This window comes from Nocardioides sp. Soil777, assembly GCF_001428425.1.
Classification (GTDB): Bacteria; Actinomycetota; Actinomycetes; order Propionibacteriales; family Nocardioidaceae; genus Nocardioides; species Nocardioides terrigena.
Genome location: NZ_LMSN01000015.1, coordinates 337,725 through 358,404 on the forward strand (window position 1 = coordinate 337,725; position 20,680 = coordinate 358,404).

General features: G+C 71.6%; 21 protein-coding genes. 4 read left to right on the forward strand and 17 right to left on the reverse strand.

Annotation, left to right across the window (positions count from 1 at the left end; translation table 11 throughout):
* Window positions 1–16 precede the first annotated feature (16 nt).
* The gene (locus tag ASG88_RS12290) at window positions 17–391 is read left to right on the forward strand and encodes a VOC family protein (RefSeq protein WP_056887693.1); all 375 of its coding nucleotides are present in this window, start codon (window positions 17–19) and stop codon (window positions 389–391) included.
* A gap of 146 nt (window positions 392–537) precedes the next feature.
* Window positions 538–1,008, forward strand: a complete 471-nt coding sequence (locus ASG88_RS12295; protein WP_056887694.1) for a hotdog fold domain-containing protein — start codon at window positions 538–540, stop codon at window positions 1,006–1,008.
* A 118-nt stretch (window positions 1,009–1,126) separates the two neighbouring features.
* On the opposite strand, the gene ASG88_RS12300 is transcribed toward ASG88_RS12295, so the two are convergent.
* The 14 genes from ASG88_RS12300 to ASG88_RS12365 all read right to left on the reverse strand — a co-directional run bounded on the left by ASG88_RS12300 (window position 1,127) and on the right by ASG88_RS12365 (window position 15,764).
* Window positions 1,127–1,978, reverse strand: a complete 852-nt coding sequence (locus ASG88_RS12300) for an amino acid ABC transporter permease (RefSeq protein WP_056887695.1) — start codon at window positions 1,976–1,978, stop codon at window positions 1,127–1,129.
* Window positions 1,978–2,661 (reverse strand): amino acid ABC transporter permease, encoded by a 684-nt coding sequence (locus ASG88_RS12305; protein WP_056887696.1) that lies wholly within the window; start codon window positions 2,659–2,661, stop codon window positions 1,978–1,980. The genes ASG88_RS12300 and ASG88_RS12305 overlap by 1 nt, the downstream gene beginning before the upstream one ends.
* Window positions 2,662–2,749: 88 nt before the next feature.
* Window positions 2,750–3,637, reverse strand: a complete 888-nt coding sequence (locus tag ASG88_RS12310) for a glutamate ABC transporter substrate-binding protein (protein ID WP_056887697.1) — start codon at window positions 3,635–3,637, stop codon at window positions 2,750–2,752.
* A 30-nt stretch (window positions 3,638–3,667) separates the two neighbouring features.
* Window positions 3,668–4,435 carry an amino acid ABC transporter ATP-binding protein gene (locus ASG88_RS12315; protein ID WP_414858639.1) on the reverse strand — a complete coding sequence of 256 codons (768 nt, stop codon included), beginning with the start codon at window positions 4,433–4,435 and terminating at the stop codon, window positions 3,668–3,670.
* A gap of 154 nt (window positions 4,436–4,589) precedes the next feature.
* Window positions 4,590–6,878, reverse strand: coding sequence for a PQQ-dependent sugar dehydrogenase (locus ASG88_RS12320; RefSeq protein ID WP_056887699.1), 2,289 nt, complete (start codon window positions 6,876–6,878; stop codon window positions 4,590–4,592).
* Between the two features lie 122 nt (window positions 6,879–7,000).
* Window positions 7,001–7,702: a hypothetical protein gene (locus ASG88_RS12325; protein WP_056887700.1), complete on the reverse strand. Its 702-nt coding sequence runs from the start codon at window positions 7,700–7,702 to the stop codon at window positions 7,001–7,003.
* 54 nt (window positions 7,703–7,756) lie between these two features.
* Window positions 7,757–8,662 (reverse strand): sugar phosphate isomerase/epimerase family protein, encoded by a 906-nt coding sequence (locus ASG88_RS12330; protein WP_056887701.1) that lies wholly within the window; start codon window positions 8,660–8,662, stop codon window positions 7,757–7,759.
* Window positions 8,659–9,852, reverse strand: a complete 1,194-nt coding sequence (locus ASG88_RS12335; RefSeq protein WP_056887702.1) for a dihydrodipicolinate synthase family protein — start codon at window positions 9,850–9,852, stop codon at window positions 8,659–8,661. Before ASG88_RS12335 ends, ASG88_RS12330 begins: the two co-directional genes overlap by 4 nt.
* Window positions 9,849–10,988, reverse strand: a complete 1,140-nt coding sequence (locus tag ASG88_RS12340; protein ID WP_199907391.1) for a Gfo/Idh/MocA family protein — start codon at window positions 10,986–10,988, stop codon at window positions 9,849–9,851. The genes ASG88_RS12335 and ASG88_RS12340 overlap by 4 nt, the downstream gene beginning before the upstream one ends.
* 13 nt (window positions 10,989–11,001) lie before the next feature.
* Window positions 11,002–11,754, reverse strand: coding sequence for an ABC transporter ATP-binding protein (locus ASG88_RS12345; RefSeq protein WP_056887703.1), 753 nt, complete (start codon window positions 11,752–11,754; stop codon window positions 11,002–11,004).
* On the reverse strand, window positions 11,744–12,523 hold the full coding sequence (locus ASG88_RS12350) for an ABC transporter ATP-binding protein (RefSeq protein ID WP_056887704.1): 780 nt from the start codon (window positions 12,521–12,523) through the stop codon (window positions 11,744–11,746). The genes ASG88_RS12345 and ASG88_RS12350 overlap by 11 nt, the downstream gene beginning before the upstream one ends.
* Window positions 12,520–13,644 carry a branched-chain amino acid ABC transporter permease gene (locus ASG88_RS12355; RefSeq protein WP_235534831.1) on the reverse strand — a complete coding sequence of 375 codons (1,125 nt, stop codon included), beginning with the start codon at window positions 13,642–13,644 and terminating at the stop codon, window positions 12,520–12,522. The genes ASG88_RS12350 and ASG88_RS12355 overlap by 4 nt, the downstream gene beginning before the upstream one ends.
* On the reverse strand, window positions 13,628–14,506 hold the full coding sequence (locus ASG88_RS12360) for a branched-chain amino acid ABC transporter permease (RefSeq protein ID WP_056887706.1): 879 nt from the start codon (window positions 14,504–14,506) through the stop codon (window positions 13,628–13,630). The genes ASG88_RS12355 and ASG88_RS12360 overlap by 17 nt, the downstream gene beginning before the upstream one ends.
* 31 nt (window positions 14,507–14,537) lie before the next feature.
* Complete coding sequence (locus ASG88_RS12365; protein WP_056887707.1) at window positions 14,538–15,764, reverse strand: amino acid ABC transporter substrate-binding protein; 1,227 nt, start codon at window positions 15,762–15,764, stop codon at window positions 14,538–14,540.
* A gap of 122 nt (window positions 15,765–15,886) precedes the next feature.
* Here ASG88_RS12365 and ASG88_RS12370 point away from each other — a divergent pair, with 122 nt between their 5' ends.
* Window positions 15,887–16,918, forward strand: coding sequence for a LacI family DNA-binding transcriptional regulator (locus tag ASG88_RS12370; RefSeq protein WP_056887869.1), 1,032 nt, complete (start codon window positions 15,887–15,889; stop codon window positions 16,916–16,918).
* Window positions 16,915–18,024 (forward strand): glycerate kinase, encoded by a 1,110-nt coding sequence (locus tag ASG88_RS12375; RefSeq protein WP_056887870.1) that lies wholly within the window; start codon window positions 16,915–16,917, stop codon window positions 18,022–18,024. Before ASG88_RS12370 ends, ASG88_RS12375 begins: the two co-directional genes overlap by 4 nt.
* Here ASG88_RS12375 and ASG88_RS12380 read toward each other — a convergent pair.
* The 3 genes from ASG88_RS12380 to ASG88_RS12390 all read right to left on the reverse strand — a co-directional run bounded on the left by ASG88_RS12380 (window position 18,012) and on the right by ASG88_RS12390 (window position 20,617).
* Window positions 18,012–18,656: a hypothetical protein gene (locus tag ASG88_RS12380; RefSeq protein ID WP_056887708.1), complete on the reverse strand. Its 645-nt coding sequence runs from the start codon at window positions 18,654–18,656 to the stop codon at window positions 18,012–18,014. The two genes, ASG88_RS12375 and ASG88_RS12380, sit on opposite strands and share 13 nt — an antisense overlap.
* 92 nt (window positions 18,657–18,748) lie before the next feature.
* On the reverse strand, window positions 18,749–19,246 hold the full coding sequence (locus ASG88_RS12385) for a 2'-5' RNA ligase family protein (protein ID WP_056887709.1): 498 nt from the start codon (window positions 19,244–19,246) through the stop codon (window positions 18,749–18,751).
* A 15-nt stretch (window positions 19,247–19,261) separates the two neighbouring features.
* Window positions 19,262–20,617, reverse strand: coding sequence for a hypothetical protein (locus tag ASG88_RS12390; protein WP_056887710.1), 1,356 nt, complete (start codon window positions 20,615–20,617; stop codon window positions 19,262–19,264).
* Window positions 20,618–20,680: the final 63 nt, after the last annotated feature.

Here is a 20,680-nt window from a genome sequence, read left to right on the forward strand (position 1 = left end):
GACCCGGGAGGTCGCCATGAGGCTCCACCACGTGCAGGTCGCCTGCCCCAAGGGCGGCGAGGGCATGGCCCGCCGCTTCTGGGTCGACGGGCTGGGCATGACGGAGGTCGACAAGCCGGCTGACCTGCGGGCTCGCGGCGGCGCTTGGTTCCGGGCGTACGACGACGGCGCCGTCGCCGCCGAGCTCCACGTGGGCGTCGAGGACCCCTTCGTCCCGGCCCGCAAGGCGCACCCGGCGTTCGTGGTCGCCGACGTCGGGGCGGTCGCCGCCCGCCTCGAGGAGCTCGGGTTCGAGGTCGACCACTCGCAGCGCGACAGCTTCCCGGGGCACGTGCGCTGCCACTGCTTCGACGGGCACGGCAACCGGGTGGAGCTCCTCGAGCCGCGCTGACCCGCAGCTCCGGCGGCGCGGTCGCGCCGACGTACGGACCGATCGCCACCGACCGGAGGCCCGGCCGGCGGGGTGCGGGACCGAGGACGGCCGTTCGGTCCGTCCGGCGGTCGGACACGGAAGTTACCCGTGGGTAGGATGCGGGCATGACTCGCGTCCTCGACCTCTGGAAGTCCACGTCCCGGCTGCCCCAGGGCCAGCGCATCTTCTCGGTGCTCTTCGCGCAGAAGGCGCCGTACTTCGCCTCGATCCACCCGCGCTTCACCGAGATCGGCCCGAACCGCGCCGAGCTGGTGATCCGCAAGCGCCGGTCGGTGACCAACCACATCGGGACCGTGCACGCCATCGCGCTGTGCAACGGCCTCGAGGCCGCGATGGGCGCGCTCGCCGAGGCGACCATCCCCGCGGACCGGCGCTGGATCCCTAAGGGGATGGAGGTCTCCTACACGGCCAAGGCCGACTCGGACGTCACCTGCATCGCCGAGACCGACCCGGAGCAGTGGACCGGCGACGACCCCGAGGTCGGCGTCCGGGTCCGCGGCGTACGACGCGACGGCACCGTCGTCATCGAGGGCGTCATCCGGTTGTGGGTGACGGAGAAGCCGCAGCGGACGTAGTCGTCCGGGCCCGGCGGGGTAGTTGGGGACGATCTCGTCGGTGATCCGGCCGATCCGACCACCAGATCGTCCCAAACTACGCCGGGCCAGGCGCCGGGGCCCGGGCCGGCGAGCGGGATCAGGCGACGTTGCTGACCGGCTCGGCGACGTTGCTGACCTGCAGCATCTCCTTCTCGCCCACGAAGCGCCGCTGCGCCCGCGTGGCGAGGTAGGTGAGGGCGAGGTTGGTGATGACGTAGAGGGCCGAGATCACGATCGTGGTGGGCACGATGTTGTTGAAGCTCAGCGGCAACGACTTGAGGATCTTGGTCAGGCCGACCCCGAAGACGATCAGGATCAGGCTGGTGTCCTTCAGCGCCACCACCATCTGGCTGATGATCGCCGGGATCATGATCTTCACCGCCTGGGGGAGCAGGATCACATTCATCACCTGGGACTTGCGCATCCCGATCGCGTACGCCGCCTCGGCCTGCCCGCGCGGGACGGCGTTGACGCCGGCGCGGAACACCTCGGCGAGCACGGCGCCGTTGTAGACGGTGAGGGACAGCACGACCGACCAGTAGGCGCCGTCCTCGATCGACATGCTGTTGAAGATCGCGTAGAACGAGAAGATCATCAGCATGATGACGGGCACGGCCCGGAAGAACTCCACGACCAGCCAGCTGACCCAGCGCACGGGCTTGCGGTCGGAGAGCTTGCCGACGCCGAACACGAGGCCAAAGACCAGGGCGCCGAGCACGGCCAGGACGGCCATGGTGATCGTGTCCAGCCAGGCCTCGCCGATCGCCCGCATGATGTTGGGTGTGACGAACGGCTCCCACAGGGCGTACTCGAACTGACCCGCGTCGTAGAGCCGCTTGACGGCGTAGGCGACGAGCGCGAGGAGCACCACCACCGCGACGATGGTGTAGATGCGGTGCCGGGCGACCGTCTTGGGTCCCGGTGCGTCGAAGAGGACTCCAGAAGCCATTACGCGATCCTCCAGCGTCGTTCGAAGGTGCCGGCGACGAGCGAGACGAGCTCGACCAGCACGACGTACCCGATGGCGAAGGCGATGAAGATGCCCCACCGCTCATCGGCGTTGTTGTTGGTCATGATCTTCATCTGCGCGGTCGCCTCGATGACGCCGAAGACGGCGGCCACCGACGTGTTCTTCAGCAGGGCGATCAGCGCGCTGGCCACCGGCGGCACCGACGCACGGACGGCCTGGGGGAGCACCACCTGGCGCATCACGCCGGTGAAGGGCAGTCCGACCGCCCGGGCCGCCTCGGCCTGGCCCAGCGGCACGGCGTTGACGCCCGAGCGGAGGGCCTCGCACACGAACGTCGAGGTGTAGAGCGTGAGGGACACGACCGCGGTGGAGAAGAACGAGGTGAAGTCGAAGGTCCCGATGTGGACGTCGACCCACTTGAAGTTGATGCCGATCTTCGGAGCGGCGAAGGAGAAGAAGAAGAACACGGCGAGCAGGGGCGTGTTGCGCACGAGCGTCACGTAGGTAGCCGCGGCCTTGGCGAGCACGGAGATGGGGCCCACGCGCATCGCGACGAGGATCGTCCCGCCGATGAGGGAGAAGACCCCGGAGACGAGGAAGAGCAGCACGGTGTAGCCGAACGCCTTGAAGACGTCGGGAAGGCTTTCGAGTACGGCGTCCACGCCGCTCCTCTCCTGTGGTGGTCCGGTGGTGCAGTGATCGGTCCGGACCCGCGTCGAGCGGGTCCGGACCGATCAGTGGTGCGTCAGGTCAGGACTCGCAGGAGTCCATCTCGGGGAACTCGGGCGTCTCGACGCCCGAGGCGCCGAGGTTGGCCTCGAAGGCCTCGGCCCACTTGCCGTCCTCGTTGGCCGCGGTCAGCGTGTCGACGATCCACTGGCACATCTCGGGAGAGTCCTTGGAGTAGCCGACGCCGATGCGCTCCTCGGAGAACGGGTCGCCGACGACCTTGAGCTGGCCCTCGTTCTGCGCGGCGTAGCCGGCGAGGATCGTGCCGTCGGTGGTCATCGCCTCGACGGTGCCGTCGAGCACCTTGTCGACGCACTGGCTGTAGGTGTCGAAGCCGACCGGCTTCATGCCCTCGGCCTTGGCGTTGTCGAGCGAGGTCGAGCCCGTCACCGAGCAGACCTCCTTGCCCTGCAGGTCCTCGGGACCGGCCGCGTCGGAGTCCTCGGGGACCAGCAGCTGCTGGCCGGTCACCATGTAGGGGCCGGCCTGGCCGACGACCTGGCGACGCTCGTCGGTGATGGAGTACGACGCCAGCACCAGGTCGACCTTGCCCTCCTGGAGGAAGGGCTCGCGGTTGTCGGAGATGGTCTCGATGTACTTGACCTTCGACGTGTCCTCGGGGTCGATGCCCAGGCTGGCGACCAGGATCTTGGCGATGTCCACGTCGAAGCCGGTGGGCATGTCCGAGCCGGTCTCGTTGAAGCCGAGGCCGGGCTGGTCGTACTTGACGCCGACATTGATGGTGCCCGCGTCGGCGAGCTCCTTCATGCGGGTGCCGTCGTCGAAGCTGGCGTCCTCGGACACCTCGACGTCGACGGACTCGGTGTCGGAGCCCGCGTCGCCGCAGGCCGCCAGGCTGAGTGCCAGTCCGATGCCGGCCACAGCGGCCTTGGTCCGGATGAATCGCATCTGCTTCTCCCTCGTGTGTTGGTGGGTCGATCAGTGCTTGAGGATCTTGCCGAGGAAGTCCTTGGCCCGATCCGACTGCGGGTTGGTGAAGAACTCCTCGGGGGTGTTCTCCTCGACGATCGCGCCGTCGGCCATGAAGACCACCCGGTCGGCCGCCGTACGGGCGAAGCCCATCTCGTGGGTGACCACGATCATCGTCATGCCGCCCTGCGCGAGGTCGACCATGACGTCGAGGACCTCCTTGATCATCTCCGGGTCAAGGGCCGAGGTGGGCTCGTCGAAGAGCATCACCTTGGGCTCCATGGCCAGCGCGCGGGCGATCGCGACGCGCTGCTGCTGGCCACCGGAGAGCTGGGCGGGGTACTTCTCGGCCTGGTGCCCGACGCCCACGCGGTCGAGGAGCTCGCGGGCCTTCTTCTCGGCGTCGGCCTTGCCGATGCCGCGGACCTTGATCGGACCCAGGGTGACGTTCTCGAGGATCGTCTTGTGGGCGAAGAGGTTGAAGCTCTGGAAGACCATGCCGACCTCGGCGCGGAGGGCGGCGAGCGCCTTGCCCTCCTGCGGGAGCGGCTGGCCGTCGAGGGTGATGGTGCCGGCGTCGGTGGTCTCGAGCCGGTTGATCGTGCGGCACAGGGTGGACTTGCCGGAGCCGGACGGGCCGATCACGACGACGACCTCACCGCGGGTCACGGTGAGCTCGATGTCCTTGAGGGCCTGCATCTGCCCGAAGTACTTCTGCACCCCGTCGAGCACGACCAGTGGTTCTCCGCGGCCGGCGCTGACGGACCCGTGCTCCATCGTCGTCATGAGCGCAACCTATAGCGCGGCGACCCTCGGGGGCCATCGACGTCGCGGTGGCACGCGCAATCGTGACCGGAACGACGCCGCCCGGCGACCGCGTGGGTCGCCGGGCGGGTCGGTCCCGCGCGCGTTCACTCGCGCGGGAGGGTGCTCACCTCAGGAGGCGGCGGTACTGCCGGGCCACCTCGGACGCGGAGGCCGCGTCGTCGAGGAACATCAGCCCGTCCATGCGACAGTTGCACGGGTTGCGCTGCGACCCGTCCTGCGGGAAGGACCCGCCGATCTTGATGCCGCGCGGGTTGGTCGGGGACGTCCCGGTCCCGTCGACCTGCCACGGGTCGCCGGGGTTGGTGTAGGACCCGTCCACGGCCTGGCCGTTGCGGTAGAGCGCCATCGTGCCGGCGGTGTAGTCGAACGTCGCCGCCAGGTGCACCCACTCCCCGTCCGGCAGCAGCTCCTGCCAGGGCGCGGTGGCCGCGAAGGTCTGCGACGACCCGGTGTCGAGCCGCCGGCCGAGGGCGACCAGCTTGAGCTCGCCGTTGACGTTGATCAGCTCGAGGAGGGCGCGGACGCCGTGCCCGTCGGAGTTGCCCGACAGCACGCCGGCGAGGCCGATGGCGTTGAAGCCCGCCGTCGGGTTGGTGCCGCCCATCTTGAACCAGCCCATCACGGTGATGCCCTCGGCGCCCGCGAACCGCGACAGGGAGGCCACGCCGTCGCTGTCGGACTCGTAGACCCCCGCCTTCCACGGCGTGCCGGTCGGCGACTCGGCCGTGCTGTGCAGCTGGAGGGCGTTGTTGGAGCCGGGGTAGGCCCCGTCGTCCACCCGCATCTGCTCGCCGCCGTTGACGAGCCGGATCAGCGTCCGGCTCGGGCCCTGGTCCACCTCGTAGGAGTCGTTGGCGGCGAAGGGGTGCTCGAAGTCGTACGCCGCCACGACGTCGTCCGCGAGTGCCGGCTCGACGTCCTGCGGCACCGGGGCGCGGGTGGTGTCGACGACCTTCCAGACCATCCCGTTGGCCTTGGCCAGCAGGTAGAGGCTGCGGTCGTCGTCGGTGCCGAAGCGCAGGTCGACGCGACCGTCGCCGACGAAGTCGGACATCCGCATCCGCGTGCCGGCGGTGTCGTAGAGCTGGAGCTCCTGCACGGTCGCCTCCCGGCCGGAGTCGTCGCGCATGTGCGCGGCGGTCGTGTAGTAGACCTCTCCCTTGACGAGGTCGCCGAAGACGTACTTGCCCTTCAGCCCGGGTAGGTCGCCCCGGTGCACGTGGCCGCCGGAGATGGCGTGGCCCGAGTCGGAGTTGCAGCCCCAGTTGGCCGGTGTCTCGTGCGCGTACGACGCCACGGGGAAGTCGTAGCCCCGGGCGGCCTGCTCCTCGGTCATCGGGTCGAGGCGGCACTGCGTGTCGTTCTGGTAGTCCAGGCGCGACTCGACGTCCGGCCAGCCGAAGTCGTCACCCCGGTCGACCTCGTAGACGGCCTCGATGGCGCGCTGGCCGATGTGACCGAGGAACATCTCGTGCTTGCCCTCCGCGTCCCAGCTGAACCTGTGCGGGTCGCGCATGCCGATCGCCCAGATCTCTCCGAGCGCGCCCGCCTCGCCGACCCACGGGTTGGTGGCGGGGACGCCGTACTGACCGTTGGGCGAGTCCGTGCCGGCCGGGTCGATGCGCAGGATCTTGCCGGACGGGTCGGACAGCCGCTGGGGGATGTCGGACTCGACGCCGTAGCCACCGTCGCCCACGGCGAGGTAGAGCAGGCCGTAGTCCTCGTCGCCGGGCTCGGCGGTCGGGTTGAAGTCGATCTGCTGGATGGCGTGGATCTGCGAGGCGAACCGGTAGCGGAACAGCTCACGGCTGGTGCCGGCGAAGGTGTCGGCGGCCGGGTCGTCGGCGGTCCACTCGGTGACGACGCTCTGCACGCCGCTCGAGCGGAGCGGCTGGCCGGGGTAGGTCTGCTCGCCGGGAGCGGTCGGGTTCTCGGTGTGCGTCGTGTAGAACTTCCCGTTGTCCTCGAACTCGGGGTGGAAGGTCACGAAGCCGAAGCCCGAGCCCAGTCCGCGCCAGGCCAGGAACTCCGGGAACTCGGCCTTGACGTCGAGGTAGACCGAGGGGTGGCGGTCCTCGAGGAAGTAGAGCTGTCCGTTGAGGTCCGGGACGTAGAGCCGGTCCGAGCCGTCGGGCAGCTCGCCGATGTGGTTGATGCGGTTGTGGCGGGTGCCGATGCGGACGTCGGTCCACGGACCGTTGGGTGTCGACGCCGGCAGCTGGGCGTACTCCTCGAGCACGAGCCCGAGCGTGGATGGGAGCGGGTCGGGCGGGATCGGGGGTGCACCGGGCCCGGAGGGGTCCTGCGCGGTGGCCGGGGTGGCCAGGGGGGAGAGAGCTGCTGCCATCAGTGAAGTGGTGGCGGCAGCGACCCACCAGCGTGTCGTTCGCATGGGCTGTCCCTACTGTTGTGGTGGTTGGAGACAACTGCTGCCGCGGTTTCCTTGGCCGGGTCCGTGGCAGCCCTCGTCGGTCCCCCGACGCAGTCAGGGGACCGACGGGGATCAGGAGACGGTCACGAGACCGTGCCGACCGCGCGGAAGTGCCGCGCGCGGCCGTAGTTGTCGAACGAGCCGAAGCCGACCCGTCCGCCGGAGAAGGTGGTGTCCGTCGCGGTCATCAGGGGCTCGCTCGCCCCGTCGACGTACGCCGCGATCTCGCCGCTGGCGGCGTCGTACTCGACCCGCACGTCGTGCCACTCGGCGTCCGTCACCGCCGGGGGAGCGCCCACCGAGCCGTTCCACTGGTCGTCGATGCGGCGGCGGTCGGCGTTGTCGACGACGAAGATCCCGTTGTGGGGATAGATCGTGTTGTCCTGCGAGAAGTGCGCGTAGTAGAAGCGCTTCGGGCCCTGGTGGTTCCACACCACGATCACGTCGCGGTTGCTCACCGTGACGGACTCGTCGAGCCGGACCTCGGCGTCGATGGTGACGTCGGTGAGCTCGGGGCCCTTGGAGACGATGGCGTACTCGAACGGACGGCGCACCCCGTCGTTGGGGTTGGTGCCGGGCCGGGTGAGCACGAGCTGGTTGCCCTCGTAGTCCCACAGGTCGTCGGTCAGCGGGTCCCAGTGCTGCGGCGTCGCCGGGGCGACGACGTGCACCTGCTCCGGCCCGACCGCCGCCTCCGGGGCGGCTCCCGCCAGGGCCGGGGTGAGGGCCAGCGCCCCCGCCCACGCGGCGATCCCGAGCGTGATCGTCCTCCGTCTGTGCTGCATGTGCTCACGTCCTTTCCGAGTTGATGTGAGTGGTGCGCGACCGGGAGCCGTGGGTCAGAGGTGCGGCTCCACGAGCTCGACGTAGCGACGTGCGAGGGTGGCCAGGACGGCGTCGCCGTCGGCGGCCCAGACGTCGGCGTTGAAGATCTCGACCTCGACGTCGCCGCGGTAGCCGGCAGCGGCGACGCAGGCGGTGAGGTGGGGGAAGTCGATGTGCCCGTCGCCCATCATCCCGCGGGAGAGCAGGGTGTCGGCGGGGAGCGGGGTGATCCACTCGCACACCTGGTAGCTCGCGATGCGCGCGCCGGCGCGGGCGACCTGCTCCTCGACCCCGGGCTCCCACCAGACGTGGAAGGTGTCGACGACGACGCCGACGGCCTCCACCGGGAGCGGCTCGGCGATGTCGAGGGCCTGGGCCAGCGTGGACACGACGCCGCGGTCGGCGGCGAAGATCGGGTGCATCGGCTCGATGGCGAGACGGACGCCGACCTCGAGGGCGTGCGGGACCAGGGCCTCGACCGCGGCCGCGGCCCGCGCCCGGGCGCCGACCAGGTCGCGGTCGCCGGCGGGCAGCCCGCCGGGCACCAGCACGAGGCACGGGGCGCCGAGCTCGGCCGCCTCGTCGAGGGCGCGGCGGTTGTCGTCGTGGCGCTCGCGCTGCTCGGCGGGGTCGGCGGTGGTGAAGAAGCCGCCGCGGCAGACCGACGAGACGCGCAGACCGGCATCGCGCAGCCAGCCGGCGGCGGTGGTGACGCCGACCTCGAGGACCGGCTCGCGCCACGCCCCGATCGAGGGGAGCCCGGCCCGCACGCACCCGTCGATGGCCTCGCGCAGCGACCAGCCGTCGACGGTCTTCTGGTTGAGCGACAGCCGCGCCAGGCGCGGGTCGCCTTGCTGCGGGGTGGCCGTGCGGGCGGGAGCACCCGAGGGGACGTCGAGGGCCTGCTGGGTGGTGGTCATCGGGTGATCCCCGCGCCCTCGAGCCACACGCCGAGGCGGTGGGCGGCGAGGTCGGGATCGGGCAGCAGCCGGGCGTCGTTGGCCAGCTCGAAGAGTCGCCCCAGGTGCACGGCGCTGCGCGCCGACTGGAGGCCGCCGACCATGGTGAAGCCCGGTTGGTGGCCGCTGAGCCACGACAGGAAGGCGATGCCGGTCTTGTAGTGGTAGGTCGGGGCCTCGAAGACGTGGCGCGAGAGCGGCAGCGTCGGCGCCATCTCCGCGTCGTACGTCGCGAGGTCGCCCTCGTCGAGCGCCGCCAACGCCACCGAGGCCGCAGGCGCGATCGCCGCGAAGGCGCCCAGCAGTGCGTCGGAGTGGTGGGTGCCGTCGCCCCGGATCAGCTCGGGGTAGTTGAAGTCGTCGCCGGTGTAGAGGCGCACCCCCGCGGGCAGGGCGGCGCGCAGGCCGAGCTCGTGCTCGGCGGAGAGCAGCGAGACCTTGACCCCGTCGACCTTGTCGGCGTGGGCGCGGACGAGGTCGAGGAAGGTCGCGGTGGCGGCGTCCACGTCGGTGCTGCCCCAGTAGCCGCGCAGGTGCGGGTCGAAGACCTCGCCCAGCCAGTGCAGGACGACGGGCTCGCGCACCTGGCCGAGCACCGCGTCGTACACCGACAGGTAGTCGTCGGGGGTGCGGGCGAGGGCGGCGAGGTGCCGCGAGGCCATCACGATGACCTGCGAGCCGCACGACTCGACGTACGCGACCTGCTCGAGGTAGGCCGCGCGCACGTCGGCCAGCGAGGTGAGGTCGGTGGCGTGGTCGGTGCCGGCGCCGGAGGCGATCCGGGCGCCGTGCTCGCGGGCCTGGTCGGCGCTGCGGCGGACGAGCTCCTGCACGGCCGGCCAGTCGAGGCCCATGTTGCGCTGCGCGGTGTCCATCGCCTCGGCGACGCCGAAGCCGTGGGAGAACAGGTGCGCCCGGAAGGCCAGGGTCGCGTCCCAGTCGACGACGGCGGGGGCGCCGGGGACGTTCTCGCCGCGCGGGTCGGCCACCACGTGCGCGGCGGCGAAGCAGACCCGGCTGGTCGAGCCGCCCGGTCGTGGCTGCCACTCGCGCGGCTCACGGAGCTCGACGTCGCGCCATCCGCCGTCGGGACCCGGGATCCCGACGGCGGACCGGTGGCGGGTGGATCCGGTGAGGGTGGGTGCGCTCACGGCATCTCGATCCGACGGCCCTCGGCCGAGGACTGGAGACCGGCGTCGACGAGCCGCAGGCCGCGCACGCCGGCGGCGAAGTCGTAGGGGTGCTGCCGGCCGTGGTGCACGTCGAGCAGGAACTCCTCCCACTGCGCGCGGAAGCCGTTGCCGAACTCCTGGTTGTCGGGGATCTCGCGCCACTGGCCGCGGAAGTCCTCGGTGGTGGGGAGGTCGGGGTTCCACACCGGCATCGGCGTCGACTCGCGGGGCTGGATGCGGCAGTTGAAGAGGCCGGCGACCGCCGAGCCGTGGGTGCCGTCGACCTGGAACTCGACGAGCTCCTTGCGCTCGACCCGCACCGCCCAGCTGGAGTTGACCTGGGCGATGATCCCGCCGGCCAGCTCGAAGATCGCGTACGCCGCGTCGTCGGCCGTCGCGTCATACCGCTCGCCCTGCTCGTCCCAGCGCTCCGGGATGTGCGTGACGGCCTTGGCGGTGACCGCCTCGACGCCGCCGAAGAGGTTCTCCAGGACGTAGTTCCAGTGGCAGAACATGTCGAGGACCATCCCGCCGCCGTCCTGGGCGCGGTAGTTCCAGCTCGGGCGCTGGGCGGGCAGGCCGTCGCCCTCGAAGACCCAGTAGCCGAACTCGCCGCGGACCGAGAGGATCCGGCCGAAGAAGCCGGAGTCGACGAGCCGCTTGAGCTTCATCAGGCCGGGCAGGTAGAGCTTGTCGTGGACGACGCCGTTGATGATCCCGTGCCGGGCGGCCGCGTCGACGAGCTCGTTGCCCTCCTCGACGGACTCGGCGATCGGCTTCTCGGTGTAGACGTGCTTGCCGGCCGCGGCGGCCTTGAGGATCGCCTTCTTGCGCTCGCTGGTGACCTGCGCGTCGAAGTAGATCGGCGCCGGGTCCTCGGCGAGGACGGTGTCGAGGTCGGTCGACCAGTCGGCGATGCCGTGCTGGTCGGCCATCCGGGCGAGCTTGTCGGCGTTGCGGCCCAGCAGCACCGGCTCCACCTGGAGGCGGGTGCCGTCGGGCAGCGCGATGCCGCCGTCGTCGCGGATGGCGAGGATGGAGCGCAGCAGGTGCTGGCGGTAGCCCATCCGGCCGGTGACGCCGTTCATGAGGATGCGGTAGGTCGTGTCGGACACGGTGTCTCCTGGATCAGGTCGTGGGGGCGGTCGAGGGACGGCCGCCCAGGTAGAGCTCGGCCAGCTGGGGGTCGCGGAGCAGCTCGTCGGCCGGTCCGGAGATGTGCACCCGGCCGAGGTCGAGGACGCAGCCGAGGTCTGCGGTCTCGAGGGCACGGCGGGCGTTCTGCTCGACGAGCAGCACCGCGGTGCCGGCGTCGCGCATGCGCACGACCTGCTCGAAGACGGTGCCGGTGGCCTTGGGGTCCAGGCCCATGGACGGCTCGTCGAGGAGCACGACCTGCGGGCTGACCATCAGCGAGCGGGCGAACTCCACCTGCTTCTGCTGGCCTCCGGACAGGGCCCCCGCGAGGGCGGTCCAGCGCTCGGCGACCACGGGGAACAGCGTCTTGACGAAGTCGACGCGGTCGGACACGACGGACTTGTCCTTGACGGAGTAGGCGCCCAGCAGGACGTTCTCCGCGACCGTCATCTCCTTGAAGACGCTGTGGCCCTGGAGGACGTGGGAGAGCCCTGCGGTCAGCATCTGCTGCGGCGAGTTCTTCGTGACGTCCTGACCGGCGACCCGGATGGTGCCCGAGCGGGGGGTGAGCATCCCGCTGGCCACCTTGAGGACCGTGGACTTGCCGGCGCCGTTGGGGCCGACGAGGCAGACCACGGTGGCCGGCGGGACCGTCACGGTGAGGCCGCGGAGCACGAGGGCCGCCCGGCCGTAGCCGGCCTCGATGTCCGTGAGCTCGAGCAGGGGTTGGCTTTCAGATGCCAAGGTAGGCCTCCAGGACTCGGGGGTCGCTCTGCACGACCGACGGCGGGCCTTCGCAGATCTGTCGGCCACGGTCGAAGACGACGACGTGGTCGGACAGGCTCATGACGAGGTCCATGTTGTGCTCGACGATGAGGAACGTCTTGCCCTCGGCGTTGAGGTCGCGCACGAGGGTGGCGATCCGGTCGATGAGGGCGGGGTTCACGCCGCCCGCCGGCTCGTCGAGCATGATCGTCTCGGGGTCGGCCATCAGCACGCCGGCCAGCTCGAGCAGCTTCTGCTGGCCGTAGGAGATGTCCCGGGCCTCGCTGTTCTCGAGGTGGTCGATGCCGACCCGGCTCAACAGCTCGCGGGCCCGGTCGACCTCGGCGGTGCTGCGGGCCGGGGCCGCCAGGTGGCGCAGGCTGGTGGAGCGGACCGCCACCAGCATGTTCTCCATGACGGTCATCCGCGGGAAGACCCGGCACAGCTGGAAGCTGCGGCCGATGCCGGCGCGGGCGATCTTGTGCGACGCCTTGCCGGTGATGTCGTCACCGAGGTAGGTCGCGCGGCCCGAGTCGGGCTTGATCATCCCGGTGACGCAGTTGAAGAACGTGGTCTTGCCCGAGCCGTTGGGGCCGATCAGGGCGTTGACCTTGCCGTGGTGGAACTGCACGGACGCACCGTCCACGGCGGTGACGCCGCCGAACGACTTGCTCAGGCCCTCGGTGGCGAGCCCGATGCGGGTGCCGGTCGCAGCGCCGCTCCCGGCGCCGGTCGAGATGGTGGTCATCGCTGCACTCCTTCGGAGAGGCGGTCGGTCGACTCGTCGTCGGCGCCCGGATCGGCCGTGGCGCTCGCACCCGGACCGGACGCCGTACGCCGCTGCTCGGCCAGCTCGCCGGCGCTGACCTCGCGGATGGAGGCGGCCTGCGGGCGGAACCGGTCGATGAGCTGGGAGACCGCCGGGATGATCCCGTCGGGCATGAAGAGCACGACGATGCCGAGCAGCAGCCCCATGGCGACGAGGTGGAACTGGGTGTCGCCGTACTGGTTCTTGAAGAACTCCACGGCGTACCCGACGATCACGGCGCCGAGGAACGGGCCGAGCAGGCTGCGGATGCCGCCGAGCAGGCTCATCAGCACCATGTAGGAGCCGACCAGGATCGAGAATTGGAAGATCGGGTCGAGGAAGCCGAACCACAGGGCGTACATCCCGCCGCCGAGGGCGGTGAAGAACGCCGAGACCACGAACGCGGTCAGCTTGTAGTTGAAGGTGGGCACGCCGAGCGACTGGGCTTTGTCCTCGTCCTCGCGGATGGCCTTGAGGCCGGTGCCGAAGCGGGAGCGGTCGATCGCCCACCAGACCAGCAGCGCCACCGCGAGCAGCGCCGCGTGGAGGTAGAAGAAGCGCTCGTGCTGCTCGGGTCGCAGCACCGACTCGTCGAAGGGCCGCGGGACCCGCAGGCCGTTGGAGCCGCCGGTGACCTCGCCCCACGACTGGAAGACCAGCAGCAGGATGAGCACCATCGCGATCGAGACGATCACGAAGGAGGCGCCGCGGACCCGGAGGCTGGCGATGCCGATCGGCACCGCGAGCACCGCGACCCCGAGGCCGCCGAGGATCATCGCGACCCAGGGGTTGATCCCGGTGTGGATCACCAGGAGGGCGGTGCCGTAGGCACCGAGCCCGGAGTACGACGCGTGGCCGAGCGAGATGTAGCCGGTGAAGCCGCCGACGAAGTTCCACGACGTGGCGAGCACGGCGTAGCTCATGATGACGACGCCGACCGACAGGATGAAGGGGTCGGGGGCCAGGCTCGGGAAGGCCAGCACGGCGGCGGCCAGGACGAGGAGGCCGATGCCCTTGGTGAGCATCCCTCCGCGGCTCGTGGTGTCAGAAGCGCTGGGCAAGACGACCTCCGAAGAATCCCTGCGGTCGCACCATCAAGGTGGCGAACAACGCGACGTAGAAGATGGTCTGGGCCCAGGTCGTCCCGAGCGGGATCTGGAGCAGGCTCTGGCCGAGGCCGAGGAGCATGGCCGCGATCGCGGCGCCCGGGATGCTCCCGAGGCCACCGACCACGATGATCGCCATCAGCGGGCCGATCCAGTGCCAGTGCAGCGACGGGTAGATCGTGGAGTCCAGGGCGAGTGCCGTGCCGCCGATGGCGGCGGTGGCGAGCCCCAGCCCGAAGCCGTAGCCGGCGATCCGGTCGGTGTTGATGCCGATCAGGCGGGCGGCGTCGGGGTGCTGGATCGTGGCCCGCAGCGCCTGCCCGAACTGCGTCTTCTTGAGGATCAGGAAGAGCGCGCCGAGCGAGACGGCGGCGAGGCCGAAGGCGATCAGCTTGACCACGGCGATGTTGGCGCCGAAGAGCTCGATGCTGTCACCGCTGTAGGGGAGTCGGATCCGGCGCTGGGTGCCGCTGAAGACGAAGCCGAGCATCCCCTCGATCACCAGGGCGATCGAGAAGGTCAGGAGCACCGACATCATCGTCAGGGTCGCCGGGCGCAGCCGCGAGATGAGCAGCCGCTGCATCAGCACGCCGGTGACGAAGAACAGCGGGACCGTCACGACGAGCGACAGCAGCGGGTCGAGGCCGGTCTCGGTGGTGAAGAACCACGCGAGGTAGGCCGCGAGGATGAGGAACGCCGAGTGGGCGATCATCACGACCCGCATCACGCCGAAGTAGAGGGTGAGGCCGGCGGCCAGGAGGGCGTAGAGCCCGCCCAGCAGCACGCCCAGCACCAGGCTCTGGAAGAACAGGGACATCAGGATGCCTTTCGGTGGGTCGGGCTTCCGGTCACCACTCGGGCTTCTCGAGGATGAGGTCGGCCTCGGCGGCGTCCTCGGGCAGCACGATCCGGATCTCGCCGTCGACGTACTGCTGGATGAGGTGGGCGCCCTCGGGGCGGCCCTCGGCGTCCCAGGTCAGCGGGCCGACGACGGTGTCGACCTCGTTGTCGCGCAGCCAGTCGATGAGCTGCTGCTGGCACTCCGGGTCGGGGTCGGCGCAGCCGACGGCCTCGACGGCGGCGGCCACGACCTGGCCGGTCGTCCACGCGTTGGCCTCGTCCTCGGCCGGCGGGGTCCCCTCGCGCTCGGTGTAGTACTCCACGAACTCGGCGTTGGTGGGGTAGTCCGCCTCGGGCGTGTAGCCGGTGGGGGACAGGATCCCCTCGGTCTCGTCGCCGATCGCCTCGGGGAACTCCGGGTTGGTCGGCGCGGTCGAGAAGGCGGCCATCTTGGGCTGGTAGTCGAGCTGGCGCAACGAGACGATCATGTTGACGGCATCCTGGTACTGCGTGCCGCCGACCACGACGTCGGCTTTGCTGTCGGCGATCTTGGCCGCGATCGAGCCGAAGTCGGTGGTGTTGGGCGGGTAGACCTCGTCCACGACGGTCTCGACGCCCAGCTCCTCGAGGCGGGTCTTGAGCCCGTAGGCCGTGCCCATCGCGAACGGGTCGTCCATGGCGGCGTACGCCGCGGTCTTCGGCCGCTCCGCCTCCGGCAGCGCCTCGATGGCGTCGGCGAGGTAGTTGTAGTGGTCGTCCGCGACCGCGGGAGCGGCGTAGAAGAGGTTGTCGAAGCCCTGGGTGAAGACCTCCTCCGCGGCGCCGGCCGGCTCCACGAAGAGGAAGCCGTAGTCCTTGGCCACCTGGGCGGCGGGGACGACGAGGCGGGTGGAGAAGGGGCCGAAGACGAGGTCGACGCCGTCCTGGTTGATGAGCTTCTCGTAGTCGGACGCGACCCGGTCGGCGTTGGACTGGTCGTCGAGGATCGTCAGCTCGACGTCGCGGCCGAGCAGGCCGCCGTTCTCGTTGACGTAGTCGGCCCAGGCCTCGTAGCCGCGCTGGACCCCCTTGCCCGGCTCGCTGAAGTCACCGGTGAGCGGGAGGGAGATGCCGATGGTGATGGGACCGTCGCCCTCCTCGCCCTCGGCGCCGGAGCCGGAGCTCATGCACCCGGAGAGGGTGAGGGCGGAAGCCAGGGCGAGGACGCCGAGGCGGTGGTGGGTGGTGACCTTCATGTCGCTCCTCTACGCTGAACGTAAGCGCTTTCGTAAGCGCTTTCGGTTACTGTAGGCAACACACGACGGATGTGGCAAGGGTCACAGCACTTCTCGTGTCCGAGGACCCGGAGGGGGACACGTTGGCGAAGGACAGGCCCACGCTGCGGCTGCAGGACGTCGCCGAGGCCGCGGGCGTCTCGATCGCGACCGCCTCGCGCAGCCTGTCGCGCACGTCGGGCGTCAGCGAGGAGGTCGCCGAGCGCGTGCGCGGCGTCGCCCGGGACATGGGGTACGTCGCCAACATCCACGCCCGCAGCCTCGCCGGCGGTGCGTCCCGGTCGGTCGGGCTGCTGGTCCACGAGATCGGCGACCCCTACTTCACCGAGATCGCCAGCGGCGTGCTGCGCGTGGGAGCCCGGGAGGGACTGACCGTGCAGATCTGCCACACCGGTCGCGACCCCCAGCAGGAGCTCGAGCAGATCCGCACCCTCATCGCCAACCGCGTCGGCGCGATCATCATCGCCGGCTCCGGCTTCGTCGACCCCGCCCACCAGGCCGCGGCCAAGGCCGACCTGGCGAGCTACCGCCGCTTCGGCGGCCGGGTCGCGGTGATCGGGCGCCACCACCTCAGCGCCGACGCCGTGCTGCCCGACAACCAGGCCGGGGGCCGGGCCGTCGCTCGCCACCTGCTCGACCTCGGCCACCGCCGGATCGCCGTCGTCGCCGGCCTGCGGTCCCTGACCACCGTGGCCGACCGGCTGGCCGGGATCGAGGAGGCCTTCGCCGCGGCCGGCATCCCCTTCGCGGACGTGCCGGTGGTCGAGGCACCCTTCACCCGCCTCGGCGGCAAGCAGGCGGCGGAGGAGATCCTGGCCGCCCACCCCGAGGTCACCGCGATCCTCGCCCTCAACGACGACATGGCCATCGGCGTGCTCTCGGTGCTGCGCGACCGGGGCATCGCGGTGCCGGGCCGGATGTCGGTCACCGGCTTCGACGACGTGGCCGTCGCCGTCGACCTGGCCCCCGCGCTCACGACCGTGCGGCTGCCGATGGTCGACATGGGGGAGCAGGCCCTGCTGATGGCCCTCAAGGAGCCCTCGGCGCGACCACGGCGTCGTACGGCCGAGTGCGACCTGGTCGTGCGCGACTCGACCGCGGTGCCGGCGTCATGACCCGGGTCCTCGTCGCGCCCGACAAGTTCAAGGGCACCCTCCCGGCGTACGACGTCGCGCGGGCCGTCGCGCTCGGCCTGCGGCGGGTGCACCCGGACGCCGAGGTCGAGCTGCTGCCGGTGGCTGACGGGGGCGACGGCACGCTCGACGCGGCGATCTCTGCCGGCTTCGAGCGGGTGCCGGTGACGGTGGCCGGCCCGACCGGCGAGCCGGTGGAGACGGCGTACGCACGTCAGGGGACGACCGCGGTGGTGGAGATGGCCGACGCGTGCGGGCTGGAGCGCCTGCCCGGCGGGGTGCCGGCCCCGCTCACCGCCTCGAGCCGGGGCCTCGGCGAGGTGATGGCGGCCGCGCTGGACGCGGGCTGCCGGGAGCTCGTCGTGGGCATCGGGGGCAGCGCGAGCACCGACGGCGGCGCGGGCCTGCTGGCCGCGCTCGGGGCCGTGGCCTCGCCCGCGGTCCCGGACGGCGGCGCGGGCCTCGCCGACGTCTCGGCCCTTGCGCTCGACGACATGCACCCCGGGCTCGCGGACGCGCGGGTCGTGGTGGCCTGCGACGTCGACAACCCGCTGACCGGTCCGGAGGGGGCGGCGGCGGTCTACGGGCCGCAGAAGGGCGCGTCGCCCGAGCAGGTGGTCGAGCTCGACGCGGCCCTGTCGCACTGGGCCGACGTGCTCGCGACCGCGACGGGGGCCGACCGTCGCGATGCCCCGGGGGCGGGGGCCGCGGGTGGCGTCGGCTTCGCCCTCGTGGCCGCGCTGGGTGCCGAGCTGCGCCCCGGCATCGGGCTGCTGCTCGACCTGCTCGGCTTCGCCGACCGGGTGGCGGGCGCCGACCTGGTGGTGACCGGCGAGGGCTCGCTCGACGCGCAGAGCCTGCGCGGCAAGGCGCCGGTCGGGGTCGCGACCGCGGCCGGTGCCGCGGGAGTGCCCGTCGTCGCGGTCTGCGGGCGACGGCTGCTCGACGACGACGAGCTGGCCGCCGGCGGCATCGGCGCGGCGTACGCCCTGACGGACGTCGAGCCCGACGTGGAGGTCTGCCTGCGCGAGCCGGCCCGGCTGCTCGCCGACCTCGGCGAGCTCGTCGCGCGGCGTCACCTCACCTGAGCGACCTCGCGGTCACGGGCCAGCAACCGCAGCAACGCGGCACCGGTGACCACCGCCACGGTGAGGGCCATCAGCGTGGCGGCTACCAGGCCGACGAGGACGGCTCCCACTGCTGACTGCCCCTCGTGCCACCACGGCGTCGCGACCCCCAGGAACACCCCCAGACCGGCGAGCCAGGCGAGGGCCGTCGTCAACACCCAGCTCGCCGATCGGGGGAGCACCTCGCGCAGGACCAGCCACTGGCCGGTCCCGATCGAGGTGATCAGGACCCCGCCGCCGAGGGCGGCGAGGAGCACGAGCAGCGGCACGGGCAGGTCGGCGAACCACCCGTGCCACGCGGCGGGGAGCATCGCGACGGCGTACGCGACACCGGCGGCCACGGACGTCGCGACGGCGAAGGCCCGCACCCGGAGCCCGGGGAGGACGTCGCGGAGCACGTGCGCCTGGCCGGCGCCCAGTGCGGCACCCTCGACCATGCCGGCCGCGACGAGCGGGACCCACTGGGCCGTCCCCGTGCGGCTCGAGGTGGCGACGCCGACGACCCCCGGAGCGGCGAATCCCGCCACCTCCGCGACCGTGGTCCACGCGATCCAGCGGGTCCACACGTCGCGGCGGTTCGTCGGCGCCTCCATGTCTCGATCCTCGTCCGTCCGCCGTCGGCGGGGCAGGGGCCAAGGTCCTCGCCGGTGCCGTCGACCGGCACTGATCCGCCTCGGGGAGCAGGTCAGAGGGTGCGGACCGTCCCGGCGTCCGGGTCCCAGCGCCGCAGCTCGACGAGGCGGAGGGCGAGGTCCTCGTGGCCGATCGCCTCGAGCGCGGCCGGGACCGCCGAGCGCGGCACCCGCCGGGCCAGGGTCACGTGCGGCAGCCATCCCGGGTGCTTGGCGTGCGGTACCTCGCCGCGCAGTGCGAGCACCGCACCGATGAGCGCGTCGGGGACGTCGAGCAGCCGGACGACGGACACCCGGGCTCCCCCGAGCAGCGCGATCCCCGACGCCCGCGACTCCACCGGCAGCGAGGGGCCGAGGCGCTCGAGCGCGACCTCGTCGTGGTCCGGCCCGAGGGTCTCGGCGGTGAGGACGGTGACGTGCGGGGTGTTGGTCATGCCCTTGTGGTCGAGCTGCGACGGGAGCCCGGCGTCGCGCAGCGCCTGCCAGTCACGGAGGACGGCCTCGCGTCCCTCGTCGTCGGGCAGCAGCTCGAAGGCGTGCAGGCGCGGCATGGGTCCGAGGGTAGGTCAGGCCTCGCAGGCGATGCGGGTCTCTGCGATGCACGTGTCCTGCCCGGCACCCGCGCGGGCGGAGTCGTCGCCCTCACCGCCGTCGAGGAGGTCCTTGACCGGGAGCTCCACGTCCTTGACGGTTTCGCCGACCTCCAGGCCACGGGTGTCGAAGGTGGTGACCCGGCTCGTCATGACGTCGTCACCGGGGCCGCCGTACACCTCCGACGTGCGACGGCACCCGCGGTCGATGCCACCGGCGCTCACGAAGAAGCCGCCTCGAGGGTCGAGACCCACCCCCAGCTCGTCGTCCCCTTCGGCGCCGAGCAGCACCACGTGACAGGCGCTGGCCTTCAGCTCGTTGGTCGCATCGTCACCGACGAGCTCGACGCGGCTGCGGACCTGCGCGCCGGCATCGACCGGAGCGCTCACCGTCAGGTCCTCGACGCCGGTGGCCGCGAGGACGCCGACCAACGCGCCCTCCTCGGAGAACTCGATGCGATCCGTGACCAGGTCGCCGCGGACGAGAGAAGCCGAGGTGCCGAGCTCGAGCCGGTCCCGGCCGGTCCCGGTGTCGAGCACGACCCCGGCGCCCCGGTGTCGATCCCCGTCCGGGCGGCTGCCGGGAACGAGGGCCGTGGGTCCGGGGTCGACGCGCAGACCCACCACGTCGTCGCCGTCCCCGGTGACCGCCTCGACGGCCCCGCGACCGTCGAAGGACACGGCGTCGTCTCCGGGGCTGCCCACGAAGGCCTGGTGTGTCCCGGAGGAGACGGCGTACGACTCGAAGGAGTCCCAGCGCGCGTGGGCCTCGTCGTCGAGCGACGCGCTCGCGGTGCCCGCGTCGAGGCGGAGGGACCCGGACCTGCGCGTGACCCTCAGCAGGTCGGTGCCCCGACCGCCGCGCAGGACCGCCCGACGGTGGTCCGCGCCCTCCGCGAGGACGAGCGCGTCGGCCCCCCGGCCCAGCAGGACGCGGTCGGCGTTGCGAGCGCCGGGCCAGCCCGAGATCACCAGGTCGGTGCCCGGGCCACCCCGGAAGGTGTCGGTCCCGAGACGGAGATCGGCGAACACCCGGGTGCGCGTCTCGACGAGCACCCGGTCATCCCCCGGTCCACCGGTCACGCTCTTCCAGCCCCCGCTACCGCGCACGCAGACCCTGTCGTCGCCGGCCCCGGCCTCGACCTGGGCGCGTGCCCCGAGCGCCACGATCACGTCGTCGCCGGCGGTGCCCGTCACCCGCTCGTCAGAGGTGACGATGGTGGCCCGGCGACCGTCGCAGCTCGCCGCCGAGGCGGTGCTCGGCGTGGCATGGGTGAGCAGGCTCGCGGCGCACGCCAGGGCCAGGAGCGCGGGTGCGGTACGTGTCGACATGGGTCCCCCTAGACCTCGTCGCGGCCCTCGGCCGGGATCGTGGGCGGACGCTAGCAGCGGGCC